This window comes from Rhodococcus sp. T7, from assembly GCF_009872365.1.
GTDB lineage: Bacteria > Actinomycetota > Actinomycetes > Mycobacteriales > Mycobacteriaceae > Rhodococcus_F.
Window position 1 is genome coordinate 1 of record NZ_WXYH01000020.1, and the last position, 24,857, is coordinate 24,857.

Sequence of the window (24,857 nt, forward strand, 5' to 3'; positions counted from 1 at the left end):
CCGCTCGGGTGCTGCGCCTCGGCCTGACGATTACGCAGGTCGGCGAGCTTTCCCGCCGTCGTGTGAATATCGGGCGTGACCGCCGAATCTGTGACTGTCATCTATGACTGCTCTTCCCGTCGAGGCTGTCGGAACCTGCGCTGCACCCTGTGGGGTACGCGGTTCGTGGGAGTACCCACTCGGACGTTCGCCACTTTAACGCATTACTTATCGATCGTTCACGTGCGCTGCATCACTCCGCAGAGGCGGTGTGATGCGTCACCCTGCGGTTACGGGTCCTCGGTGCGGCCGTGGCGGCGTTCGTAGTCCTCGCGGGTGCGGTCGGCGCGGCGCTGCGCTTTCTCGCCGACGAGGTCCGGATCGAGGCCGTGGCTGAGCAGACGGTGGCGACGGTAGATGTTCATCAAAGCGACCGCAAAGTAGAGCAGCGGGAGCAGCAGCAGGGCCATCATCGCCAGCGGAATCCAGATCGGACCGGGGATGAGGAGGAACAAGGCCAGCACCGCGGCGACGGGAAGCATGAAACGGAGCACATACCGCACCGAGGCGCCCGGCCCGACGAGGTCGTTACGGACCCAGTCCTGCATCGAATCCGGCAGCGTCCGCCCGAACAGATACCCGACGTACTGACTGGGACTGGGACGCTGCGAATCGGACATGCGTCTCAGGATAGTGCTACTGCTTCTCCGCATTCGCGACGATGACGTCCCGCACGTACTGAGCCAGGCCCGGGGCGACGTCGTCGTAGTGCCTGCGGAAGCGGTCGTCGGCGAGGTACATCTCGGCGAGGTTCACCTGCATCGCGTGATCGCAGTCGTAGAACCGTTCGATGCCGGCGCGGTGCTGCTCGGCGAGTGCGTCGGCCCGGTCGGATCCGGGTTCGACGCCGTCGGTCATCGCCTGTGCGAGTGCGGCTTCGAACGCGTCGCCCTCGGCCTTGATGCGTTTCCAGTGGTCCTTGCTCATCTTCGCGGTGCGCTGCTGGGACTGCTTCCACGCGTCGGTGTCGCCCCACCGCTCCTCGGCCTCGGCCGCGTAGTCCTCGCCCGGCCAGTTGTCGCCGAAGATTTCGTTCTGCTCTTCGGGGGTGAGTTGAATGCCCATGCTTTTCGCCTCCATCATCTTCTCCACGGCTGCAGCCATCTCGTGTAAGCGATCGATCCGTTCGCTCAGCAACGTGTGCTGTCGCCGCAGATGCGCGAGGGCATCGACGTCCGGGTCGTCGAGGAGGGCTGCGATTTCCTCGAGGGGGAATCCCAGTTCGCGGTACGTCAGTACGCGGTGCAGACGTTCCACGTCGGCGTCCGAATAGCTGCGGTACCCACCGGGGGTGCGGTCGGACGGGGTCACCAGACCGATCTCGTCGTAGTGGTGCAGGGTGCGCACGCTCACTCCGACCAGTCTGGCGACCACGCCGACCGTGTGTTTCTCGCTCACGACTTCTACCGTGCGGCCTTACGTCGCGTGAGGGTCAACTCAGGTGTAGAGATTTTCCAGTTCGCCGGAGAAGTTGGTCATCACGACCTTGCGCTTGAGTTTCATGCTCGGGGTGATCTCGCCGTTCTCGACGGTGAGTTCCCGTTCGAGGATGCGGAACTTCTTGATCTGCTCCCACCGGTTCAGTCCGGCGTTGAGTTCCTCGACGTAGCCGCCGATCAGGTTGCGGGTCTCCTGGGCGTTGGCGATCTCGGCGAGAGATTTGCCGCCCAGGTTGTTGTTCTTCGCCCATTCTTCGATCGATTCGGCGTCGAGGGAGATCAGGGCGACGCAGTACGACTTCCCTTCGCCGTCGACGATGAGTTCACCGACGTAGGGGCAGATGCCCTTGAACGTGGCCGCCAGCGCGGAGGGTGCGACGTATTTGCCGTTGGACGTCTTGAACATGTCCTTCTTGCGGTCGGTGATCCGCAGGTAGCCCTTGTCGTCGAGTTCGCCGATGTCGCCGGTGTGGAACCAGCCGTCGTCGGTGAGCGCTTCGGCTGTGGCTTCGGGGTTCTCGTGATACCCGCTCATGACGCCCGGACCCTTGATGAGGATTTCGCCGTCGTCGGCGATCCGGGTCTCGGTGCCCGGGATGGGCCAGCCGACGGTGCCGAACTGGTACGCCGACGGGCGGTTGACGAACGAGGCGGCACTGGTCTCGGACAGTCCGTACCCTTCGAGGACGACGATCCCGACGGCGTCGAACCATTGCGCGACATCACGATTGAGTGCCGCGGAACCGGAGATGAAGAACTTCAGGCGGCCGCCGAAGCGTTCGCGGATCGTGCTGTACACCAGCCGATCCGCGATGGCGTGCTGCACCGAGTCGAGCAGCGACGGACCCTTGCCGGCCTGCTTCGCCTTCGATACCCGCAGTCCGACGCCGATGGCCCAGTCGAAGATCTTCTCCTTCGGTCCGCCCTCCTCACGGACGGTGGAGACGATCCGCGCGTACGCCTTCTCGAAGATGCGGGGGGCTGCGCCCATGAACGTGGGCTGGACGACCGCGAGGTTCTCGACGATCTTGTCGACGCGACCGTCGACCGCCGTCGCGAAACCGATCTGCAGCGGCAGCGTGAGCAGGACCTTCCCGAACACGTGGGACAGCGGGAGCCAGAGGTATTGCAGGTCGTCGGCGTCGAGGATGCCGGTGGCGTCGATCGCGGCGGCTTCGTACGTCCACGCCGAGTGCGACAGTCGCACACCCTTCGGCTTGCCGGTGGTGCCCGACGTGTAGATCAGGGTGGCGAGGTCGTCGGGGTCGATGGCCTCGATCCGGTCGTGCACGGCGTCGGGTGTCTCGGCGAGCAGTTCTTCGCCGAGGTCGTGCAGTTGGTCGAACGTGATGACCCAGTCGTCGTCGCCGGGGGTGCCGTCGATGAGGACGACCTTCTCGACGTCGCCGAGTTCGCTGCGGTTCTCGCGCAGCTTGGCGAGTTGCGCGTCGTCCTCGGCGAAGACGATGCGGCTGCCGGAGTTGGCGACGATGTAGGCGACGTCGGCGGCCGTGGAGGTGGGATACACGGTGGTGGTGGCCGCGCCTGCGCACATCACGGCCAGGTCGGCGAGCACCCATTCGTAGCGGGTGGCGGACGCCAGCGCCACCCGTTGCTCGGCCTGCACGCCGAGGACGATGAGACCGGCCGCGAGGTTGCGCACCCGGTCGCCCGCCTCCGACCACGTGACGCTGGCCCACATGGTCGGGTCGTCCGGGTCGACGTATCGGAACGCCTCGCGACCGGGCGAGTGGGCCACCCGGTCCACGAACAGTGCGGCTACCGACGGAGCCCGATTCTCGATCTTGGAGCGGTCAATGACTTCGTCCGATGCGCGCTGAGCTGCCATGTACCGATCTTAGGAACCGGGGCGGCTCCGGGGAGTGGTTTCGGCGCGGGTCAGGCGACCCCGGACGCCACCCTGCGGGGTTTCGCGACGATCGCGAGAGACATCACGGCCGCGATCGCGCACAGCCCGCCCGCGACGTAGAACGCGGCGTCGTAGCCGCCGAACTGGTCGCGCACCAATCCCGCGAGGAATGCCACGAGGCCGGCACCGATCTGGTGGGACGCCAGCACCCAGCCGAACACGATGGGGGCGTCGCCGCCGAAGTGTTTGCGGCACAGCGCGACGGTCGGGGGGACGGTCGCCACCCAGTCGAGGCCGTAGAAGATGACGAACGCGATCATCGGCGGGTGCACGGTGTTCGCGAACAGGATCGGCAGCAGCATCAGCGAGATCCCGCGCAGCACGTAGTAGATGCCGAGGAGCTTGCGTGAGTCGAATCGGTCGGTGAACCAGCCCGAGGCGATGGTGCCGATCACGTCGAAGATCCCGATCACCGCCAGCAGGGCCGCCGCCGCTGTCACCGGCATGCCGTGGTCGTGCGCGGCCGGGACGAAGTGGGTGCCGACGAGTCCGTTGGTGCTCGCCCCGCAGATGGCGAACGTGCCGGCCAGCAACCAGAAAACCCGGGTCCGCGCCGCCGACAGCAGTACCGTCACGGCCCGGCCCGCGGCGCCGCCGCGACCGGTCGGTGCGGGTGGTTCCGCGACGTAGTCGGGCCCGGCGCCGTACGGGACCGTCCCGACGTCCGACGGCCGGTTGCGCAGGAACACGAGCACCAGCGGCACGACGGCGAGCGCGGCGAACGACACCGTCAGCGCCACGGTCTGCCAGTTGTAGCGCTCGGCGACCATCGCGAGGATCGGCAGGAACACCAGTTGTCCGGCGGCGCTGCCCGCGGTGAGGATGCCGGTGACGAGGCCGCGGCGGGCGACGAACCAGCGGTCGACGACGGTGGCGACGAAGGCGAGCGCCATCGAACCGGTGCCGAGCCCGACGAGCACGCCCCACAGCAGTACGAGTTGCCAGGTGGCGGTCATGAAGACGGTCAGCCCGCTGCCTGCGGACACCAGGACCAGCGCGGCGGTGACGACCCGGCGCATGCCGAAGCGTTCCATGAGGGCCGCCGCGAACGGCGACGTCAGTCCGTAGAGCACCAGGTTGATCGACACGGCGGACGAGATGCTGGCCCGCGACCAGCCGAAGTCCTGGTGCAGGGGGTCGATCAGGATCGAGGGCGCCGCCCGGAAGCTGGCGGCTCCCACGAGGGCGAGGAACGCGACGGCCGCGACGAGCCAGGCGTAGTGCAGGCGGGGCGGGGCCGTCTGGGCGGGAGGTGCCGGGGGCGCGATGTCGGACGTCACGACGGTAAGTCTGCGGGACGGCGCCCCGCCGGAACAGTTGCCGGAATGACAACATGTGAAAGAATCTGGCCATGGTTGTGCGTCATCGTGTGGTCGTGCTCGCCCTGAACGGTGTGATCCCGTTCGAACTCGGGATCCCGTCGCGGGTCTTCGGGCGGGCGCACGACGCCGACGACAATCTGCTGTACGACGTGCAGACGTGCACGGCCGACGGACGGCCGGTGCGCTCGGATGCCGACTTCTCGGTGTCCGTCGACCACGGCCCGGAGTTGCTGGCCGAGGCCGACACGGTGGTGATCCCCGCGTCCTACGAACTCGGCCCGGCGTACGACGAGGGCCGTCTGCCCGCCGACCTCGAGCGGGCCCTCGCATTCGTCCGGCCCGGCACGCGGTACGTCTCGATCTGCACCGGGTCCTACATCCTCGCCGCGGCGGGGCTGCTCGACGGCCTGCGCGCCACCACCCACTGGCGCAACACCGAGCACTTCCAGCGCACGTATCCGCAGGTCCGGGTCGACCCCGACGTGCTGTTCGTCGACGAGGGCCACATCCTCACCTCGGCGGGCGTCGCCGCCGGACTGGACCTCTGCCTGCACATCGTGCGCCGCGACCACGGGTCCGACGTCGCCAACCGGGTGGCCCGCCGATGCGTCGTCCCCCCGTGGCGCGACGGCGGTCAGGCCCAGTACATCGAGCGGCCGATTCCGGAGACCACGTCGGAGTCGACCGCGGCGACCCGCGAGTGGGCGCTGCACCGCCTCGGCGAACCGCTCGCGCTGAACCGGTTGGCGGCGCACGCGAACATGAGCGTCCGCACGTTCACCCGGCGGTTCGGCGAGGAGGTCGGGACCACCCCGAACCGCTGGCTGACCACCCGCCGGGTCGACCGTGCGCGCCAACTCCTCGAGACCACCGACCTGTCCGTCGACGTCATCGCCCGTGAGGTCGGGTTCGGAACCGGCACTTCCCTGCGGCAGCACATGGGTGCGGTGCTGGGGGTTCCGCCGTCGGCGTATCGCAGAACGTTTCGGGGCCAGGCTGTTTGAGCGCGTCAGTCCTCGGCCGGATCCCCGGTGCTTCCGGCGCGGTCGCGGAACGCCTCAACCGCGGACTCGAGGGTCGGGTAGAAGTGCGTGGCGTCGAATCTGTCGCCCACCCCGAACCGGATGAGCCGGTCCTTGATCGGGCCCTTCATCTCCGCGAACACCAGGTGGATTCCCTTGCCCTCGAGGTAGGTGTCGAGGTCGACGAGTTCGTCGACGGCGGTGGTGTCGAGTCCGGTGATCGGCTCGGCGGCGACGACGACCCACTCGACTGGGGTCGGTGCCTCCGCCACCACCGACCGCACGTATTCGTCGAAGATCTCACCGTTCGCGAAGAACAGGGGGGCGTCGAAGCGCACCAGCACGAGTCCGGGGATGCGGAGTCCGTCGGGGTGGCGTTCCACGTCGTGGAAGCCCGGCCGGTCCGCCGTCCGGACGAGTTCGGTGCGGTACGGCTGCCAGGCCTGCGCGACCACGGCGACGAAGGAAAGGCCGATTGCGACGAGGATGCCCTGCAGCACACCGACCAGGGCGACCCCGAGGAACGCTGCGATGGCGAGCCCGAATTCGACGCTGCTCATCCGCCACATCCGGACCATGCCGTCCACGTCCACCAGCGCCGTGGCCGCGACGATCACCACGGCGCCGAGCGTGGCGTCGGGGAGGTAGGCGGTGACACCGGGGGCGACGAGGACGAAGACCAGCACCGCGACGGCGCCGACGACACACGCCAATTGGGTACGGGCGCCGCTCTGTTCGGCGACCGGGGTGCGGGACCCGCTGGCCGAAATGGGGAAGCCGCCGAACAGCCCGCCGGCGATGTTGGCGACGCCGACGGCCTTCATCTCGGTGCTCCCGTTCACGTCTTCGCCGCGCCGGGCGGCGAACGTGCGCGAGAGCACGCCCGTGTCGGCGAACGCGATCAGGGCGATGCCGGCCGCGGGACCGACGAGTTGTCCGACGTCGCCCCAGTCGACGCCGCCGAACGACGGCAGCGGCAGGCCCGCGGGGAGGGCGCCGACCATCCCGATGTCGTCGGTGAGGCCGAGCGCGGCCGACAGGATCATCGCCCCGACCACCGCGACCAGGACGCCCGGTATGCGCGGAATCCAGATGCGGAACGCCACGATGACGGCGAGGGAGCCGAGACCCACCGCGGCGGCGACGGGGTCGATGTCGCCCCCGAATACCGCCTTTCCGATCCCGCCGATCTCCCCGATGAGTCCGGACGCGTCGACGTCGAACCCGAGCAGTTTGGGTAGCTGGCCGACGACGACGATCAACGCGATCGCATTCAGGTACCCGAGCCGGATGGGCTTCGACAGCAGTTCGGTCACGAAGCCGAGATGCAGGAACCCGCCGACGAGGAGGATGAGGCCCATGAGGACGCCGAGGATGCCTGCGAGGGCCAGGGCGCTCTCCGGATCGTCGGTGACGGCGAGGGGCAGGACGGCTGCGGCGATGAGTGGGGCGAGCGACGAATCCGGTCCGAGGACAAGGATTTTCGACGGCCCCACCAGCGCGTACGCGAGGAGCGGGACGATCGTGGCGTACAGCCCGGCGTAGGCGGGCAACCCGGCGGCCTCCGCGTATCCCATCCCGGCGGGGATGAGCAGTGCGGTGAGGACGAGTCCGGCGGTGATGTCGGGTCGCAACCACTCGCGGCGGTACGCCCGTGCCGTCACGATGCCGGGCAACTGCGCGAGGCTGCCTGTCCAGGACATGGTGCCGGCCTCAGCGCGCGCGTTGCGGGTCGACCGCAGCTGCCGCGGAGATCGGAGTGATCGGACGCGCGTGCCGCCTGCGGCGCAGAGCCTTCTCCGCCTCCACGACCACCGGGATGATCAGAGACCAGCCGAGGCAGGCGAGCCACTGCCCACCGGTCAGCGACGTGGTCATGAGGAGGTCCTGGAGGAAGCCGATCTCGACCGCGAACACGGTGACGACGACCGGGACGGACAGGATCTTCAGTGCGCCGAGGATCGGTGGGGTGAGGCCGGATTCCGGGTCGCGCCGCATGACGAGTCCGGCAAGGATCGACCCGAGCGACAGCACCACGAATGCCGTCGTCATTGGAACGCTCGCCTCGGTCGTGCTCATGTCGCCCGGTGCGAGCAGCATCGCGGCGAGGGTGACGGCGAACTGCAGGACGCCGTACGCCAGCCACTGCCCGAACGCCGTCCGGTTGGCGATCGGCGTGTGCGGGTCGCGGGGTGGCTTGTTCATCAGGTCCGGCGGCGCCGGGTCGAGCATGATGACCGCGACGGGGAACAGCGTGATGAAGAAGTGCTGGAAGAGCACCATGAGCGGGGTGAGCGCGACCCCGTCGTTGATGTCGAAGATGCTCGCGACGAGGAACAGCAGAACCAGCGAGAACAGTTTCGACATCTGGTACCGGATGTACGACACGATCTTTTCGTAGATGTTGCGGCCCAGCCGGATCGCGGTGATCAGGGTTCCGAAGTTGTCGTCGGTGAGCACCATCTTGCCCGCCTGTTTCGTCACCTCGCTGCCCGAACCCATGGCGACGCCGATGTCGGCCTTCTTCAGTGCGGCCGCGTCGTTGACGGCGTCGCCGGTCATCGCCACGACCGCGCCGCTCCGCTGCATGATGTCGGCGAGACGGAGCTTGTCCTGTGGGGTGACACGGCCGAACACGTGCAGGCGTGGGAGGGCCGCGGTGAGGTCCTCGTCCGTCATGGCCTGCAGTTCGGGACCGCCGATCGCGCCGGGGCCGAGGCCGAGTTCCGCGCCGATCGCCGACGCGGTGATCGCGTGGTCGCCGGTGATCATGCGGACCTCGATGCCCGCGGCGTGCGCGGTGCGCACGGCGTCGATCGCCTCCGGTCGCAGCGGGTCGATGATGCCGACCATCCCGACGAACGTGAGGTCCTCGACGAACGACATGGGGTCGGCCGCCGCGGCGTCTTCCTGCCCGTCGAGTCGGCGGGCGGCGAACGCCAGCACGCGCAGACCTTTCTCGGACAACTCCCGGTTCGCCGCGGTCAGTTCGTCCCGGACGTCGTCGAGTGGCACCGCCCGCCTGCCCGGCAGGTAGGCGGTGCTGCAGCGGGCGAGGACCACGTCGGGCCCACCCTTGACGAGTTCGACGAATTCGGTGCTGCCGTCGACCTGGAGGTGGTGGAACGTCGCCATGAACTTGTACGCGGAGTCGAACGGCACTTCCGCGACGCGGGGATACGTGCGCCGGGTGAGCGGAGCGTCGACGCCGATCTTGGCCGCGAGCACGACGAGCGCGGCCTCGGTCGGATCGCCGACGATGTCGCCGGTATCGGAGACGGTGGCGTCGCTGTCGAGGCACAGCCCGTACGCAAGCAGGGTGAAGTCGGGGGCGGCCTCGCCCGCGGTCTGGGTGATCCGGCCGGTCTTGCTGTATCCCTCGCCGTCGACGGTGTACCACCGGCCGTGGAAGTACAGCGACCGGACGGTCATCTGGTTCATCGTCAGCGTGCCGGTCTTGTCCGAGTTGATCGCACTGGTGGCACCGAGCGTCTCGACGTCGGTGAGGTTCTTCACGACCGCTTTCGCCTCGGCCAGCTGGCGGGCCCCGAAGGCCAGCATCGCCTGCACGAACGTGGGCAGACCCGTCGGGATCGCGGACACTCCCATGGAGATGCCCAGCAGCAGCACCGTCGTCAGGCTCTGCCCGCGGATCACACCGAGAATCACGATGAGCGCGACCGCCGTCCACGCGATGATGCCGAGCACTTTGGTGAGCGAATTCAGTTCGCGCTGAAGCGGAGACTTGCTCGGAGCGACGGCCGACAGCATCGACGCGATCTGGCCCATCTGGGTGTTCATGCCGGTTTCGGTGACCACCATGGTGGCGGTGCCCCGGGTGACCGAGGTGTTCTGGAAGACCATGTTGCTGCGGTCGCCGAGGGGGACGTCGTCGGCGCCGAGAGTCCGGGTGTCCTTCGGGACAGGTGCGCTCTCACCCGTCAGCGCCGCCTCCTGGGTCTCGAGGGTCGCCGACGTGAGCAGTCGGCCGTCGGCGGGGACGACGTCACCGGCCTCGAGTTGCACGATGTCGCCCGGCACAAGGACTGTGGCGGCGAGTTGCAGGAGCGTCCCGTCCCGCGTCACCCGCACCTGCGGTGTCTGCATCTTCGCGAGCGCGTCGACACTGGCGCGCGCCTTCAGTTCCTGCCGCGTGCCCAGCACGACGTTGAGCACGACGAGTGCCGCGACGATGATCGCGGTCGGGACCTCGCCGATGACGACGCTGACGATCGCCACCGCGACCAGCATCAGGTTCATCAGATCCCTCAGCTGCGCCAGCGCGATCGCCCACGCGGACGGGCCCGGCTCCGAGGCGATCTCGTTGGGACCGTGGCGTCGGCGCCGCTCGTCCGCCTCTCCGGCCGTCAGGCCCGATTGCCGATCGGACGATGTCGCGGCGACGACGGCATCGGCGTCCTGGGCGTACCAGGGCGTGTGCGTCTGCGCGGATTCCGTCGAGACCATGACCGCTCGTCCTTTCCGGCTTGGATCCTCAGTACGGGGTGGGGATCCAGTGCAGTGGCTGTCTCGGCTCCGCATAGCCGTGCGGGCTCTGCCGATCGGGCAGGGTGATGTCGGGGCGTTCCAGCGGCTCGTAGGGGATCTGGCTCAGCAGGTGGCTGATGATGTTGAGCCTGCCGCGTTTCTTGTCGTCGTTGACCGCGACGTACCACGGCGCCCAGCCGGTGTCGGTGAGGTGGAACATCTCGTCGCGCGCTCGCGAGTAGTCGTACCAGCGGCTGTACGACTTCAGGTCGAGGTCCGAGAGTTTCCAGATCTTCCGGGGGTCGTCGATGCGGCTCTGCAGGCGCATGGTCTGCTGCTCCTGGCTCACTTCCAGCCAGTACTTGAGCAGGATGACTCCCGAGTCGACGATCGCACGCTCGACCGTCGGGATCAGTTGGAGGAAGTGCTGTGCCTCCTCTTCCGTGCAGAAGCCCATTACCCGTTCGACCCCGGCGCGGTTGTACCAACTGCGGTCGAAGACGACGACCTCCCCGGCCGCCGGGAGATGGGGCAGGTACCGCTGCACGTACATCTGCGACTGCTCGCGTTCGTTCGGGGCGGGCAGGGCGACGACGCGGAACACGCGCGGACTCACCCGTTCGGTGATCGCCTTGATGACGCCGCCCTTCCCCGCGGTGTCGCGACCTTCGAAGACGATGCAGATCCGTGCGCCCGTGGATTTCACCCACTCCTGCAGGGCGACGAGTTCGCCGTGCAACGGCCGGAGCAGGTGGCGGTACTCCTTGTTCTTCATCGGTGCGGTGGGCTCGGCCCCGTCGGGCCGGGACAGCTCGGCCCCGGCCCGGTCCTTGCTCTTCTTTCCCACGGTTTCTCCCGCTCTGCCGGGTAATCAGACCCGATCCGGCTTCCAGGTCGACACGGCCCAGATGACGACGACGTCGAGCGCGATGATGAGCAGCGACCACCACGGGTAGTACGGCAGCCACAGGAAGTTGGCGAGGATCGAGATCGCGGCGACGATGATCGCGGACACCCGCGCCCATCCCGCTCCGGTGAACAGTGCGAGGCCGACTCCCAGGATCACGATGCCCAGCACGATGTGAATCCATCCCCACGTCGTGAGGTCCAGCTTGTAGACGTATTCGATACCGACGACGAAGACTTCGTTCTCGGCGACCGCGGCGACCCCCTGGAAGAACTGGATGATGCCGACCGTGACGAGGATGATGGCTGCCCCGATCGAGGTGCCTGCCGCGACGCCCTGCTTGACCGATGATGTCTCGGACATGACAGTCCCTTTCTCTACCGCGAGTTCTCTATCACGAGCCGGCGGCCCGGTACCCCCATTGTCCGCCGTTCCACCCCCGGCGCAGTCGTGAAACGATATTTCCGGACGCAGTCGGAAATTGGATTCATTCCAGGATTGCCGAATTCGGCGACTCGGCACCGAACCGTGTTGCTCGAGAGGCCGTTTCGTGTCTTGACGGTGGCCGTCCACCGGGATGACGATTATTCGATGACCGGGGACGACGAACTACTTCAAGTCGAAAAGGTCATCGCGCGCCTGATCGCTCGATACCCGTCGGTCTCGTCGGTCGACGTCGAACTCATCGTGCGCACTGTTCACAAGCGACTGGCGGAGAGCAGGGTTCGCGACTTCATTCCCCTCCTCGTCGAGAAGGCGGCCCGCCGCGATCTCGCGGCCCGCGAGACGGCGGAATCGGGTGACTTTGTTCTCTAGCGGTGCCGCACTCGCTCGTGGATACTGAGCGGAGGCCCGTGTGGCTGCCGCTGCTGTCTTCAGAAAAGAGGTCCTGCGGTGAACGACAACGATCTAGATGTGCTCGGGCCCATCGACTATCTCGTCGTGGAGTTCCCTGCAGACCGGAAACCCGACGGATCGGCACTCCCACTCCTGATCGATCTCGTCGATCGGAACATCATCCGGGTACTCGACCTGATCTTCGTCCGAAAGGATGCCGACGGTGCGCTGTCCGGTATCGCGGTCGAGGACCTCGGTTTCGAGGGCGGTGTGGACGTGACGCTCTTCGCCGAAGCGGCGTCGGGCCTGATCGACCGCACCGACCTCGAGGAGGCCGCGGCCGTGCTCGAGCCCGGGTGTGCCGGGGCGGTTCTCGTGTACGAGAATTGTTGGGCCGCACCGTTCGCTTCCGCGCTGCGGCGCGAGGGGGCCCAGCTCGTGGCGTCCGGGCGCATCCCCGTCCAGGGCATTCTGGCGGCGCTCGACGCGCTCGACGCCTCCAGCTGAACAGGCCGCCGAATCGAGAGCTGAGGAGCACATCATGCCAGGACTTCTGCGCGGGATCGCCCGGACCGCCGTCGTGGCGGGCACCGCGACCGCCGTCTCCAACCGGGTCTCCCGACGACAAGGTCAGCGGTGGTCGGCGAACCAGCCTGCCCCGCAACAGCAGCAGGCTCCGCCGCCGCCGGTGGCGCAGCCCGCACCGCCGGCCGGCGGCATGGATCGTATGGCCGCCCTGAAACAACTGGGTGAACTCCGCACTCAGGGGGTTCTCACCGAGGAAGAATTCAACACGGAAAAGGCCAAAATTCTGGCCTCCTGACGGCAACACCGAGTGGACGGAGCACTGAAAATGGAAGGCTTCTGGGAGTTTTTCTGGTTCATCTTCGTTTGTTTCGCCTTCGTGGCGTACCTGACGGTGCTGTTCTCGATCATCACCGATCTGTTCCGGGACCGCGACACTTCGGGTTGGGTGAAGGCGATCTGGATCTTCTTCCTGTTCTTCGTTCCGTTCCTGTCGGCGCTGATCTACCTGATCGTCAACAGCGACGGCATGGCGAAGCGCTCGATGGCCGCCGCCCAGCAGGTCAAGCACGCGCAGGACACCTACATTCGGGACGTCGCAGGGAAGTCTCCGGCTCAGGAGATCTCGGATGCCAAGGCGCTCCTCGATTCCGGGGCGATCACCGAGGCCGAGTTCCAGGCGATCAAGGCGAAGACACTGGTGTAGCGTCCGTCGCCGCGGCGGCTGTGCGAAGCCGCTGCGCGCTGCGCGTGCACCACTTGCTGCGCGCCGCGCCCTCACCAGTTCAGCAGATTGGGATCGTGCCGGCGAACGCGAAACCGCGTTCGCCGAGTGCCGATGTCACCCAGTCGATCAAGGCGAAGACGCCGGCATAGCGTCCGTCGTCGCCGCGGCGGCTGTGCGGGCCGGACGGATGAGCAACTCGATCGCAACCAGCGCCAGCAGGCCGATGATGACGATCCACAGCACGACCAGTCCGGTGGGGTAGCGCCAGAACATCAGCAGCACCGCGGCGATGCCGATCACCGCGCAGCGCAACGGAATGCGGAGCTGGTAGGCCCACCGCTCCACCTCGTTCGGTGGCCGGCCGCTGCCGGACCGCCGAACGAAGTCGAGTGCCTGCCCGTAGCCGCGACGTACGGCGGTTGCCGAGGACGAGCCACCGACGAGGTAGGCGCCGAGTGCGATCACCAGGCCGAGTACGGCCACCGCGCGCAGGCTCGTCCGCAGCGGTACCAGCACCGTGTCGATGACTGCGGTCGCCGCATCGGGGGACAGGATGTCGGGTGGGACGCTGTCGAGGTAGATGGCCCGTCCGACGAGAATGCCGATTGCGAGCGCGAGCATCCCGAGGGCGATCGCGAGTCCCGCCAGGGCGAGGGCGCGGAGCCTCCGGCCGGTGGGCGCGACGGCCACAGCGGCGGCGGCGCAGGCAATTCCCAGCCACGGCAGGATCGCCGAGGCCTTGTCGAGTGCGTTGACGGCGCGCTGTGCCTTCACCAGTTCGGGAGATTGGAACAGCACGAATTGCTTGTCCACCGAGGGGATCTTGTCGGCGAATGCGAAGCCACGTCCGCTGAGTTCAGACTTCACCCGGTCGATGACGGTGCCGAGGGAGATGCTGACGGTGCCACTCTGGTCGACTTCCACCGAACTGAGTCCGTAGTTTCCCGTCATCACCGCCACGAGCGCGTTGTGCGCTGCTCGGTTCGCCTGGATCCACAGGTCCTCGAACTGCTGGGATCGTACGAGCGAGCTGACCGTGTCGTGGACGAAGTTCTTGGCCTGGCTGGTGAGCACGGGTGCGAGGCCGATCACCGCCTGATCGAGGCGGGGTGCGTTTGCGGAGAGATTCGACACGTCGGTCAGCGCGGTCAGGGCTTGGGTGGTGAGGCCCTCGACGTCGACTCGGGCGAAAATCTCGTCGGTGATCTGGTTCGTGACATCCGCCTGCAGTGCGGGATTCGAGCCCAGCGGCGCCACCGTGCTCACGTACCGGTCGGTGTCGAGGATCTGGCTCCGGGTGAAGCGCGCGGTCACCGACGCGACCGCGAGGACGGCAACGAGCACGAGCAGAATCGTCACGGCCGTCCAGCGCAGTCCCTGCCGTGGGGGGCGGGATACCGGTTCGGCGGGAACACCGGCAGCGGCACCCGCCGCCTGGCCTCGCAGGGTTGCGACTTCTTCGCGTAACCGGAGCAGTTCGGCGCGTTCGTCCTTGCCGAGTGAGTCTGCGCCCGTGGCCTCGTCCATCGTCGATCAGACCGTTTCGGGATTCCAGGTGGCGACCGCCCAGATCACAACCGCGTTCAGCGCGATGATCGTGATCGCCCACAGGGGGTAGTACGGCAGCCACAGGAAATTGACGAAGATCGAGACGGCGCAGAGGACCATGGCCCCGACCCGGGCCCAGGTCGCGCCGGTGAACAGCGCAATGCCGACCGCGGCCACGATCACGCCGAACACGAGATGGAACCATCCCCACGCGGTGACGTCGAATTTGTAGGTGTACTCGACGCCCACGACGATGACGTCGTCCTTGGCGATCGCCGAGATTCCCTGGAAGAACTCGAGCAGGCCGACGGTGACGAGGAGCACCGCCCCGCCCATCGAGGTTCCCTTTGCCACACCTTGTTTGACCAGCGATTCATCGGACATGACCGTTCCTCTTTCGTCAACATACGAAATGAACTGGCGAATGTAAGTATCCTCCGTCTGAATGCCCGCTGTCAGCGAGATGCTATATAGGGCACATGTTGACCTTGCGCGACGCTGCGGCGACAATGTCTGCATCCCACCGCATCTCCGGGAAGGGGATGACCATGTCCGATCAATCGTTGGTCAAGCAGGGGGTGGCAGCGGCCACGTCCATGGTGGCAGCGATAATTCTGCTCACTATCGGAATACTGCACGTGCTCTCGGGTATCTCGGCGCTGCGGAAGGATGACCTGGTCGTGGCTGGGCCGGAATACACCTTCCAGTTCGACACGACGGCGTGGGGGTGGATCCACATCGTGCTCGGCGTGATCGTCGCGATCATCGGCGTCATGCTGTTCACCGGTGCGACGTGGGCCCGCGTCGGCGCGATGGTGATCTGCGCGCTGTCGATACTCGCGAATTTCCTGTGGCTGCCGCACTACCCGCTGTGGTCGATCGTCATCATTCTGCTCGACGTGTTCGTGATCTGGGCCGTCGCGACGTGGCACCCGGGCTACGAGGAGAGCATCTAGGGCGTTGCTCGAACTGCGGAACGAGGAATCGTCGCGTCCGCTCCGTCACCGAGAGGTTGAGATGACCGACGATTCCGGATCGCCGCGACCGCCCGCGCGTCACCGCCGCTGGCTGCCGGACCGGTATGCGTTCGGGGGCTTGGTCGTCGCCGTCCTGTTCGTGTGGCTGTCGCTGACACCGACGCTGCTGCCGCGGGGTCCCTTCTTCCAGGGACTCGTGACCGGTGTCTCGGCGGCGGTCGGCTATGCCCTCGGATTCCTGGGTTCCGCTCTGGTTCGCCATCTCGTGCGGCGGGAGCCCTCGGACCGTGTGAAGACCTGGGTTCGGTGGGGGGCGTTGGCGATCGGGCTCGTGGGAACCGCGGTGATGCTGGTGTGGTTCGCGAATTGGCAGGATGAGCTCCGGGCGCTCATGAGCGCCGCATCGTTCCCGTGGACGGGCTACCTCGTGACGGTGATCGTGGCGGTGCTGATCTTCGTCCTGTTGGTTGCGATCTCGCGGCTGCTGCTGCGGGCTGTGAAGTGGGTCGAACGGAAGATCAGCCGGGTCGTGCCGCGGCGGATCTCGGCGACGGTGATCGGCGTGCTGGCGGTGGCACTGCTGTTCGCACTCCTCAACGGGGTGGCGGTGCGCGCGATCATGACCGGTTTGAACAATTCGTTCGCCGCGGTCAACCAGGAGACCAAGGCCGGTGACGAACCGCCGACGACGCCGCTGCGTTCGGGCGGACCGGAATCGCTGGTGACGTGGGATTCGCTGGGACGGCAGGGCCGGTCCTTCATCTCGCGTGGCCCGACCGTCGAGGAACTGTCCGCCTTCAACGGTGGACGGCCCGCGCTGGAGCCGATCCGGTCCTATGCCGGGCTCGCCAGCGGTGGCGATTCGATCCGGGAGAGCGCCCAACTGGCAGCGGACGAACTCGAACGTGCCGGTGGGTTCGATCGCGCGGTGATCGGCGTGGCGACCACCACCGGCACCGGATGGATCAACGAAAGCCTCGCCTCTTCACTCGAGTACATGTACAACGGCGACACCGCGATCGTCGGTCTGCAGTACTCGTATCTCCCCAGCTGGCTGTCGTTCCTGGTGGACAAGGAGCGGGCCCGCCAGGCGGGGGAGGCGCAGTTCGACGCGGTGTACGACAAGTGGAAGCAGTTGCCCCCGGAGACTCGTCCGAAACTCGTCGTGATGGGGGAGAGCCTGGGCTCCTTCGGCGGCGAGAGTGCGTTCGGCAGCGTCGACGACATCGAGGCGCGCACCGACGGCGTGCTGTTCACCGGACCGCCGAACGCGAACAAGATCTGGACAGACGTCACGACCAACCGCGATCCCGGGTCACCCGAATGGCTTCCGATCTACGAGGACGGCGAGACCGTGCGCTTCGGTGCGCGGGCGCCGGAGGATCTGCCCCGTCCCGAGACCCCGTGGGGGAAGCCACGGATGGTGTACCTGCAGCACGCGTCCGACCCGATCGTCTGGTGGGCGCCGGAACTGCTCGTGAGCGAACCCGACTGGCTGAAGGAGGACCGCGGGTACGACGTCCTGGACAGCACGCAATGGTTCCCGTTCGTGACGTTCCTGCAGGTTGCGGCGGACATGGCGGTGTCGACGGGCGTCCCCGACGGGCACGGCCATTCGTACGTCGTCGACATCGCCGACGCGTGGAGCGCGATCCTGCCCCCGGACGGCTGGACCGCGGCGGACAACGATCGACTGCGGACGGTACTCGCCGAGATGGGAGCGGACGGCTGACCCTTACCCCGCCCGGGTTCCGGAGTCGGCGAGGAACCCGGCGACGACCGGTGCGAGTTCGGATGCGTCGGTGACGATGTCGATGTGCCCGCCTGGGTGGATGTGCAATGTCGCGTGCGGCAGGAGCGCGTTCATGATGCGCGCGTTGAGGACGGGAATGATCGGGTCGTCGGTGCCCGCGACGATAAGCGTGGCCTGCCGGATGAGCGGCAGGACGGGAAGGCTCGTCCACAGGGCGCCCGCGAGGAGTTGGTGGAGATAACCGACGCGGGAGCCGGCCTGCCGCTGCTTTCCGAAGATCCGCGCCACGTCGCCGTCGCCGCCTGCGCGGCGGGCGGCGCCGCCGTACAGGTCGCCGGCGACGGCGGACGCGTAGGCGGGGTCGGTGAACCGCTTCGGGGTCAGCATCTTCGAGAGCACGCGCGGATGACCCGGAATCATGAGGGCGCCGGTGCCGGTGGCGACGAGGACGAGACGCCGGCACCGCCGCGGGTGTTGCAAGGCGAACTGCTGGGCCAGCGCTCCGCCCCACGACAACCCGAGGACGTCGACGGTGCCGACTCCGATCTCGTCGAGTAACCGGCTCAGACCGCAGGCGAGGGCGGGGATTGCGTACGGAACCGGGGACGCGGGCGAGCCTCCGGTGCCCGGGACGTCGAAACGGATGATCGTTGCGGTCGGGTCCAGCGCGGCGACCAGCGGCTCGAGCACTTCCAGGCCGGCGCCGATGCCGTTGCACAGCACCAGGGGCACCCCGGTGCCGGTGCGGATCCGCACCCGGATCCGCAGCCCGCACACCGGAACGATCTTGTCCTCGAACCGGTCGCGGTTGCCGAACAGTTCGGTCACCGTCACGTGTAGAGCACCACCACGTCGGCGACGCACACCGGACGGGTTCCGCCGTCGATCTCGTACGTCAGCCGGAACACAGCTTCGATGCCGGCCGGTTTCTGTTCGGCTGCGGTGAGGTCCACGGTGGCGCGCAGGACGGAGCCGACGGGAAGCGGGGCCGGGAACCGGACCTTGTTCAGCCCGTAGTTGAGGGCGGCGTTCACGCCGTCGACGGTGAGTGCCTCCGCGAGGATGCTCGGCGCCAGCGAGAGCGTCAGGTAGCCGTGTGCGACGGTGCCTCCGAAGGGCCCGGCGGCGGCGCGATCCGGATCGGTGTGGATCCACTGGTAGTCGCCGGTCGCCTCCGCGAACAGGTTCACCTGGTCTTGCAGGACCTTGTAGGGGCCAGTGGTTCCGATGGTCCGGCCGACCGACTCGACGAGTTCGGCGGGATGGGTGAGATGCAGGGTCATGGTGTTCCTCTGTCGGTGACGAGCGGGTCAGGAGTGGTGGACGTAGGTGCCGGGGGCGGGGGCGAGCGGCGGGTACTGCCGGGCACCGAGGCTGTGCGGTGCGTCGACGTCGGGTCCGCTGCGTTCGGCGAGCCAGTGCGCGTAATCGGTCCACCACGAGTCCGTCGCCGTCTCCGCGGTGGCCAGCCACGCGTCCGGGGTCTCGGAGACGGGTTCGCCGAACCGGTACGACGCCCGCGGGTTGCCCGGCGGGTTCACGAGTGAGGCGATGTGCCCGTTCGACGAGAGCACGTACCGGGAGTCCTTGCTGCCGAGGAGGCGAGCACTGCGATACGTCGACTGCCACGGGCAGAGGTGGTCGGCGGACCCGCCGACGACGTACGAATCCGCGGTCACCGTGCCGAGGTCGACGGGCGTGCCGAGCATGGTCGCGGCACCCGGCGTCGTCAGCGCATTCCGCAGGCCGAGCAGGACGAGGTCGCGGTGCAGTGCCGCGGCCATGCGCGTGGTGTCCGAGTTCCAGAACAGCACGTCGAATGCGGCGGGCGACCGGCCCTGCACGTAATTGTTGACCCAGTACCTCCAGACCAGATCGGTGGGCCGCAACCACGCGAACATCTCCGCGAGCGTGCGGCCGTCGAGGTATCCCTTGGCGGCCGAGTCGCGGATCGCCGCGGCAGCGGCCCGCTCGCTCATCATGGCCGACGCCGTTCCCGCGCGGGTCTGATCGAGAACGGTCACGGCCAGCGTGAGACCGGCGATGCGGTCGCCCTCACCGATCTCGGTCAGGTGTGCGGCGACCATCGAGGCGAGAATGCCGCCCGAGCAGGTGCCGAGCAGGTGGGCGCTCGTGGTTCCGGCGATGCACTGTACCGCGTCGAGCGCCTCCAGGATCGCGGCACCGTACGTGTCGGCACCCCAGTCCCGGTGCCGGGCGTGGGGGTTGCGCCAGGAAATCGCGAAGACCTGCTGTCCCTGCTGCACGAGGTGCTCGATCAGGCTGCGACCCGGCGCGATGTCGAGGATGTAGTACTTGTTGATGACGGGCGGGACGATCAGCAGTGGCGTCGAGTGGACCGTCTCCGTCTGCGGCGCATAGTGGATCAGTTCGAACGTGCGGGTCTGGAACACGACGGCGCCCTTCGTCGCCGCCACGTGCTCCCCGACCTCGAAGGCGTCGGGTTCGACCATGGCAGGCACCCGCGGACTCGACTGCATGTCGCGGAGGAAGGCCCGGACGCCGCGTGCCGCACTGAGTCCGCCGGTGTCCACCATCGCCTTCCACCCGAGCGGGCTGAGGAGCGGATTGTTGGTCGGCGACAGACCTTCGACGAGGTTGTCGATCACGAACCGCATCCGTTCGTGATCGCGCCAGTCCAGGTCGGCGTCGTCGAGCAGGGCAGTGGCGGTGTGGGACGTGGCGAGATACGCCTGCATGGCTCGCCGCAGGGCGGGATTGTGCTGCCAGGCGGCGTCGCCGAAACGCTTGTCGGCCTTCGCGGGAGCCCGGTCGGACGTGCCGGCGACGATCGCACCGAGTTCACGGACGAGGGCGCCGCCGCGCAGGGCGACGGTGCGGGGCCTGCCTGCGAGGCTGATGCCGAACCGGCTCCACGAACTGTCGGGGAGCATGCGGGCGGCGACGCCGCGGGTTCCGCGGGTGAGGAGGAGGTCGAGGGGAGCGGTCAGCTCGTCGGGGGTCGCCTGGGTAACGGTCGTGTTCATGCGGCGGGGCTCCTGCCGAGTTCGCGTTTGAGGATCTTGCCGGTGGCGGTCATCGGCAGGGAGTCGACGAATTCGACGCTGCGCGGGTACTTGTAGCTCGCCATCTGCTGCTTGGACCAAGCGATCAGCTCGCCTGCGGTGATCTGTGCGCCCGGCTCGAGGATGATGTACGCCTTGACCTCCTCGCCGTGGCTGTCGTCGGGGACACCGACGACGGCGGCGAGGGAGACGGCGTCGTGCCCGATGAGGACATCCTCGATCTCGCGGGGGTAGACGTTGAAACCGCCGCGCACGATGAGGTCCTTGGCGCGATCGACGATGTAGTAGAAGCCGTCTTCGTCGACCCGTGCGAGGTCGCCGGTGCGGAACCAGCCGTCGCGCAACACCTCCGCGGTGGCGTCGGGGCGGTTGTAGTAGCCCTTCATGATGTTGTGGCCGCGCAACGCGATCTCACCGATCTGATCGGTGCCGGTGACGGTGTTCCACTCCTTGTCGACGAGACGCGCCTGGATGCCCCAGACGGGAACACCGATCGACCCGGGACGGGGTTCGAGAGCGGGATCGCTGAACGTCGCGAGCGGCGACGTCTCGGACAGGCCGTAGCCCTCGAGGATCTGCACCCCGAACCGGTCCGCAAACCGGGTGAGGATCTCTACCGGCAACGCGGCGCCGCCGGAGATGGCGCGGCGCATGTTCCGGGCGATGCGGTCGATGTCTACCGGGTGCTCGTCGAGGGCGCCGAGCAGACCCCAGTACATGGTGGGCACCCCGGCGAAGACGGTGATGTCCTCCCGCTCGATGAGGTCGAGTGCGGCGCGGGCCTCGAACCGGGGCAGCAGCACGAGCGTCGCTCCCACCGAGATGCCGGCGTTGAGAGTGACGGTCTGGCCGAACGAGTGGAACAGCGGCAGCGTCACCAAGTACCGGTCGTGGGTCGCGGGTGTGCTGTCGAACAGCCGGTTGGCGGTCAGCGCGTTCAGCGCCATGTTGGCGTGAGTGAGTTCTGCGCCCTTGGGTTTTCCGGTGGTGCCGCTGGTGTACAGGATGACGGCGGTGTCTCCGGGTTCGCGGACCACGGCGTCGAAGTGGCTGTCGTGCCGCGCGAGGGCGTCGGCGAGCGTCCCGACGCCGTCGATCATGGCCGGGGCGGCCGGGTCGGTGGTGATGCGGAACAGGGCGCGGCAGCGCGGACTCTGCGCGAAGCCGGACAGTCCGTACTCGCCCATCGGCAGTTCGGGGGTGCCCTCGAAGCAGAAGTAGGCCTTGGCATCGGAATCGTCGAGGTGATACGCGATCTCACGATCCTTGAGCAGAACGTTGAGCGGCACGACCACCGCGCCCGCCTTGAGGATGCCGTAGTAGACGACGGGGAACTGCGGAATGTTGGGGCACGACAACGCGATCTTGTCGCCGGGTTCGATGCCCGCCGACACCAGCAGGTTCGCGACCCGGTTCGATTGGGCGCCGAGGTCGGCGTAGGTCATCCGCTGGTCACCGAGCACCAGGGCGACACGGTCGGGGAATCGGCGGGCCGAGTCTTCGAGGAGTATGGAGAGGTTGAGCACGGTGAACTTTCTCGTCGATGAACAGTGTTGTGGCGCTAAGCGAACGACGCGGCGGCGGCGGCGGTCGAGTTGATCAGTTCGCGGAGCAACTCTTCGGCGTACGGCCAGTACCCGTAACCGGCGGCGGGGTTGAGGTGGCCGACGGCGCCGAGGTCGACGAGCCTGCTGCCCCACGATTCGGCCATCCCGGCGACCCGCCGGAACCGGGCCAGCGGGTCGTCGGTGCTCGCCGCCACGATGCTGGGGAACGGGAGCCGGCGCCGGGGAACCGGATTCCAGCCGTTCGCGTCGAGGTCCCCGCGTGCGGGGTAGCCCGCGGGCAGCGGCTCCTCGAAGTCCGGTGGGGTGGCCAGCAGGGCGCCCTGAACGGGTCGGGACGCCTGCTGGGCCCAGTGCACCGTGATCGCCACGCCGGCGCTGTGCGCGACGAGCACCACCGGACCGTCGATGTCGTTGAGGACGGTGTCGAGGGCGTCGATCCGCGCGGCGAGACTGAGCTTGTCCCGCTCGAGCGGCGGCACCGTCCGCACGTTGTCGAGTCGCTCGGCGAGCAACGTCTGCCAGTGGTCGGCGACGTGATCGCGCAGTCCGGGCACGATCACCACGGTCGGTTCGGTGGGGGTGGTCACGGTCGGCTCCAATTTCCTATGAGTGGGCGGTGAGGGCGGCGAGCTTGCGGCGTCCAGCCGGGTAGGCGCGCTTGCCGAGAATCAGGGCGACGATCGCGACGACGTAGATCAGGGGCGCGATCTGCAGGGCGGTGACGAGGCCGAAGCGGTCGGCGAGCAGTCCGACCACGAACGGGCCGAGCGCCAGTCCGAGGAGGTTGTTGGCGAGTGTGAGGGTGCCGAAGGCCGAGGCACGCACCGAGGAGTGGGTGAGGTTCGCGACCATCGCGGCGATCGGCCCGGACGAACCGGCGGAGAAGAAGGCGCCGATACCGATCAGGATCAGCTGGGCGGAACCGGAGGGCAACTGGAACCCGACACCGAGGAACACGAGCGAGAGCACGCCGTACACCACGGCCGTGGTCCATTTCTTCGACGGATCGTGCCTGCTGACCCGGTCGGTGATGATGCCGCACACCACCATGCCGCTGCCGACGGCGAGGACGAAGATCGACGCCATCGCACCGGCCTTGTCGGGGGCGAGGCCGTACGACCGGTTGAAGAAACTCGGCAGCCACGCCAGCAGGACACCCGCGGTGAACATCTGCAGGCCACCACCGACGTACGCGAACAGGACGGCGGGCGTGGTGAAGAGGCTCGAGAGCGGGGCCCGGAAGCCGGTGGGGGTGTCGGCGGGGTCTTCGACGACGGCGGCGTCCGTCAGTTTCTTCTCGGACACCAGGGCGCGGAACAGGGCGACGAGGATGAGCCCGAAGACGGCCATCGCGGCGAACGACCAGCGCCAGCCGAGGTTGACGGCGATGACGCCGCCGAGGGCGACACCGATCACGGAACCGAACGATCCGCCGCCCATGAAGGCGCCACTGAGCGCGGAGTGCACACGCGGGGCGAACACGCTGAGCACCACCGCGATTCCGACACTGCCGTAGGCGGCTTCGCCGACACCGACGAGGAACCGGGCGCCGAGCATCTGCTCGTAGTTGGTGGCGAGGGCACAGAGCAGGGTGGCGGCGCTCCACAGGACGGCCATGAGAAGCAGGCTCTTGACCCGGCCCCACCGGTCGGCCAGCAGCGACAGCGGGAGAGTCAGCAGGCCGACCATGAGTGCGACGACGCTGCTGAGCGACGCCAGCTGTGAATCGGACAGCGCCCATTCGGTTTTGAGGAGCGGGAAGACGGCGCTGAGAACCTGCCGGGACATGTAGTCCGACAGCAGGAGTCCGAAGGTGAGCGCGAAGACGATCCAGGGGTAGATCCGGGAACGCCGGGCGGGTGCAGTGGTCTCGACGACCGCGTCCGCGGTGGTGGTGGGCAGTCCCATGAGGGCCTCCTATGGCCGACAGGAGTGATAAAAGGGTGCGGGGAGGGGGCCGGGTGTGCTCACCTGGAGCATCCGGCTCCCTCCCCGGTCGTGACCGAAATCCCCCCAGGTGCGGGAACTCAGGCGTGCTGGGTGAAGCCCACCTGGCCGGGACGGCGGTTCGGGGCGTAGCCGAGCTTGGCGAGGGTCTCGTCGGCGTCGGCGTAGGTCTGACCGATCCGGTAGATGTCGCGGGCCTCCTTACCGGTGGCCACCTCCCGCCCGAGTTCCCCGGCCACCCGGACCAACTGCTCGACCTGCGCGACCGACGTCATCTTCTCGCCCTTGCGACCCCAGATCGTGTCCTCGTTGCCGCAGCGGGGGTGCAGGCCCATCGCGATCGCCATCGCGTTGACCGGCAACACACTGCGCATGAGGGTCTCGAGGGTCAGGCACGCACCGTCCGGGACCCGCTGGACGAAGTTCATGATGTTGTACGGGTTCGGGCCGTCGAAGCCGCCGCCGATCCCGACCCAGGTCAGGTTCAGCGGACCGGTGTACACCCCGCGGCGGATCAGCCGTTCGACGGTCTCGAGCTGCGGGATGCTCGACAGCTGGAAGTGCGGCTGGATCCCGGCGGCCTGCAGCCGGCGCAGGTGCTCCTCGACCCACGCCGGGCCGGCCGGGACCGTCATCTCCCGGTACGCCTCGGCCAGCTCGGGGCGCTGCATCGAGGTGCCGGCGATGTCGTCGGCGGTCATCAGCTCCATGATGTTCATCTGCGAGGTGTTGATCGCGATCGTCACCTGGTCCGGTGCCGGATCGAGGTCGGCGAGCATGT

24 protein-coding genes are annotated in these 24,857 nt (G+C 67.7%); 7 read left to right on the forward strand and 17 right to left on the reverse strand.

Annotation, left to right across the window (positions count from 1 at the left end; translation table 11 throughout):
- Positions 1–269: 269 nt before the first annotated feature.
- Genes MLGJGCBP_RS02905 through MLGJGCBP_RS02920 form a run of 4 tightly spaced genes read right to left on the reverse strand, consistent with a single transcriptional unit; the run spans position 270 to position 4,688 of the window.
- On the reverse strand, positions 270–659 hold the full coding sequence (locus tag MLGJGCBP_RS02905; protein WP_087562056.1) for a DUF5313 family protein: 390 nt from the start codon (positions 657–659) through the stop codon (positions 270–272).
- A 16-nt stretch (positions 660–675) separates the two neighbouring features.
- Entirely contained in the window at positions 676–1,437 is a 762-nt protein-coding gene (locus MLGJGCBP_RS02910) for a MerR family transcriptional regulator (RefSeq protein WP_160093989.1), read from the reverse strand.
- A gap of 39 nt (positions 1,438–1,476) precedes the next feature.
- A complete protein-coding gene (locus tag MLGJGCBP_RS02915; RefSeq protein WP_160093990.1) occupies positions 1,477–3,327 on the reverse strand; it encodes an AMP-dependent synthetase/ligase in 1,851 nt (616 codons plus the stop codon).
- 50 nt (positions 3,328–3,377) lie between these two features.
- Positions 3,378–4,688, reverse strand: coding sequence for an MFS transporter (locus MLGJGCBP_RS02920; RefSeq protein ID WP_160093991.1), 1,311 nt, complete (start codon positions 4,686–4,688; stop codon positions 3,378–3,380).
- Between the two features lie 71 nt (positions 4,689–4,759).
- Here MLGJGCBP_RS02920 and MLGJGCBP_RS02925 point away from each other — a divergent pair, with 71 nt between their 5' ends.
- Entirely contained in the window at positions 4,760–5,734 is a 975-nt protein-coding gene (locus MLGJGCBP_RS02925) for a GlxA family transcriptional regulator (protein ID WP_160093992.1), read from the forward strand.
- A 5-nt stretch (positions 5,735–5,739) separates the two neighbouring features.
- Here the strand turns inward: MLGJGCBP_RS02925 and MLGJGCBP_RS02930 are convergent, their stop codons facing one another.
- The 4 genes from MLGJGCBP_RS02930 to MLGJGCBP_RS02945 are packed head-to-tail and all read right to left on the reverse strand — an operon-like array spanning position 5,740 to position 11,510.
- Positions 5,740–7,455 (reverse strand): SulP family inorganic anion transporter, encoded by a 1,716-nt coding sequence (locus tag MLGJGCBP_RS02930; protein WP_160093993.1) that lies wholly within the window; start codon positions 7,453–7,455, stop codon positions 5,740–5,742.
- 10 nt (positions 7,456–7,465) lie between these two features.
- Positions 7,466–10,219, reverse strand: coding sequence for a cation-translocating P-type ATPase (locus MLGJGCBP_RS02935; RefSeq protein ID WP_160093994.1), 2,754 nt, complete (start codon positions 10,217–10,219; stop codon positions 7,466–7,468).
- Between the two features lie 28 nt (positions 10,220–10,247).
- Complete coding sequence (gene ppk2 / locus MLGJGCBP_RS02940) at positions 10,248–11,087, reverse strand: polyphosphate kinase 2 (protein ID WP_087562049.1); 840 nt, start codon at positions 11,085–11,087, stop codon at positions 10,248–10,250.
- Positions 11,088–11,111: 24 nt separating this feature from the next.
- A complete protein-coding gene (locus MLGJGCBP_RS02945; protein ID WP_087562048.1) occupies positions 11,112–11,510 on the reverse strand; it encodes a DUF7144 family membrane protein in 399 nt (132 codons plus the stop codon).
- A gap of 228 nt (positions 11,511–11,738) precedes the next feature.
- On the opposite strand from MLGJGCBP_RS02945, the gene MLGJGCBP_RS02950 reads away from it, so the two are divergent.
- The 4 genes from MLGJGCBP_RS02950 to MLGJGCBP_RS02965 all read left to right on the forward strand — a co-directional run bounded on the left by MLGJGCBP_RS02950 (position 11,739) and on the right by MLGJGCBP_RS02965 (position 13,215).
- Positions 11,739–11,963: a three-helix bundle dimerization domain-containing protein gene (locus MLGJGCBP_RS02950; protein ID WP_087562070.1), complete on the forward strand. Its 225-nt coding sequence runs from the start codon at positions 11,739–11,741 to the stop codon at positions 11,961–11,963.
- 78 nt (positions 11,964–12,041) lie between these two features.
- Positions 12,042–12,491, forward strand: coding sequence for a DUF6325 family protein (locus tag MLGJGCBP_RS02955; RefSeq protein WP_087562047.1), 450 nt, complete (start codon positions 12,042–12,044; stop codon positions 12,489–12,491).
- Between the two features lie 34 nt (positions 12,492–12,525).
- Positions 12,526–12,807, forward strand: coding sequence for an SHOCT domain-containing protein (locus tag MLGJGCBP_RS02960; protein WP_160093995.1), 282 nt, complete (start codon positions 12,526–12,528; stop codon positions 12,805–12,807).
- Between the two features lie 30 nt (positions 12,808–12,837).
- Complete coding sequence (locus tag MLGJGCBP_RS02965) at positions 12,838–13,215, forward strand: SHOCT domain-containing protein (protein ID WP_087562045.1); 378 nt, start codon at positions 12,838–12,840, stop codon at positions 13,213–13,215.
- A 147-nt stretch (positions 13,216–13,362) separates the two neighbouring features.
- Here the strand turns inward: MLGJGCBP_RS02965 and MLGJGCBP_RS02970 are convergent, their stop codons facing one another.
- Positions 13,363–14,763 carry a hypothetical protein gene (locus tag MLGJGCBP_RS02970; RefSeq protein ID WP_160093996.1) on the reverse strand — a complete coding sequence of 467 codons (1,401 nt, stop codon included), beginning with the start codon at positions 14,761–14,763 and terminating at the stop codon, positions 13,363–13,365.
- 6 nt (positions 14,764–14,769) lie between these two features.
- Positions 14,770–15,168: a DUF7144 family membrane protein gene (locus MLGJGCBP_RS02975; RefSeq protein WP_087562042.1), complete on the reverse strand. Its 399-nt coding sequence runs from the start codon at positions 15,166–15,168 to the stop codon at positions 14,770–14,772.
- Positions 15,169–15,332: 164 nt separating this feature from the next.
- Here MLGJGCBP_RS02975 and MLGJGCBP_RS02980 point away from each other — a divergent pair, with 164 nt between their 5' ends.
- A complete protein-coding gene (locus tag MLGJGCBP_RS02980; protein WP_160093997.1) occupies positions 15,333–15,740 on the forward strand; it encodes a DUF7144 family membrane protein in 408 nt (135 codons plus the stop codon).
- Between the two features lie 61 nt (positions 15,741–15,801).
- Complete coding sequence (locus MLGJGCBP_RS02985; RefSeq protein WP_160093998.1) at positions 15,802–17,493, forward strand: alpha/beta hydrolase; 1,692 nt, start codon at positions 15,802–15,804, stop codon at positions 17,491–17,493.
- Positions 17,494–17,496: 3 nt separating this feature from the next.
- Here the strand turns inward: MLGJGCBP_RS02985 and phaZ are convergent, their stop codons facing one another.
- The 7 genes from phaZ to MLGJGCBP_RS03020 all read right to left on the reverse strand — a co-directional run.
- Complete coding sequence (gene phaZ, locus MLGJGCBP_RS02990; protein ID WP_160093999.1) at positions 17,497–18,348, reverse strand: poly(3-hydroxyalkanoate) depolymerase; 852 nt, start codon at positions 18,346–18,348, stop codon at positions 17,497–17,499.
- On the reverse strand, positions 18,345–18,797 hold the full coding sequence (locus MLGJGCBP_RS02995) for a MaoC family dehydratase (RefSeq protein ID WP_160094000.1): 453 nt from the start codon (positions 18,795–18,797) through the stop codon (positions 18,345–18,347). The genes phaZ and MLGJGCBP_RS02995 overlap by 4 nt, the downstream gene beginning before the upstream one ends.
- A 27-nt stretch (positions 18,798–18,824) precedes the next feature.
- Positions 18,825–20,522: a PHA/PHB synthase family protein gene (locus tag MLGJGCBP_RS03000; protein ID WP_160094001.1), complete on the reverse strand. Its 1,698-nt coding sequence runs from the start codon at positions 20,520–20,522 to the stop codon at positions 18,825–18,827.
- Positions 20,519–22,087 (reverse strand): long-chain-fatty-acid--CoA ligase, encoded by a 1,569-nt coding sequence (locus MLGJGCBP_RS03005; protein ID WP_160094002.1) that lies wholly within the window; start codon positions 22,085–22,087, stop codon positions 20,519–20,521. Before MLGJGCBP_RS03005 ends, MLGJGCBP_RS03000 begins: the two co-directional genes overlap by 4 nt.
- A gap of 35 nt (positions 22,088–22,122) precedes the next feature.
- On the reverse strand, positions 22,123–22,716 hold the full coding sequence (locus tag MLGJGCBP_RS03010) for an RBBP9/YdeN family alpha/beta hydrolase (protein WP_087562037.1): 594 nt from the start codon (positions 22,714–22,716) through the stop codon (positions 22,123–22,125).
- Positions 22,717–22,732: 16 nt separating this feature from the next.
- Positions 22,733–24,037 (reverse strand): MFS transporter, encoded by a 1,305-nt coding sequence (locus MLGJGCBP_RS03015; protein WP_160094003.1) that lies wholly within the window; start codon positions 24,035–24,037, stop codon positions 22,733–22,735.
- Between the two features lie 119 nt (positions 24,038–24,156).
- Positions 24,157–24,857 (reverse strand): 3-keto-5-aminohexanoate cleavage protein (locus MLGJGCBP_RS03020; protein WP_160094004.1); only part of this gene is annotated, 701 nt, incomplete at its 5' end.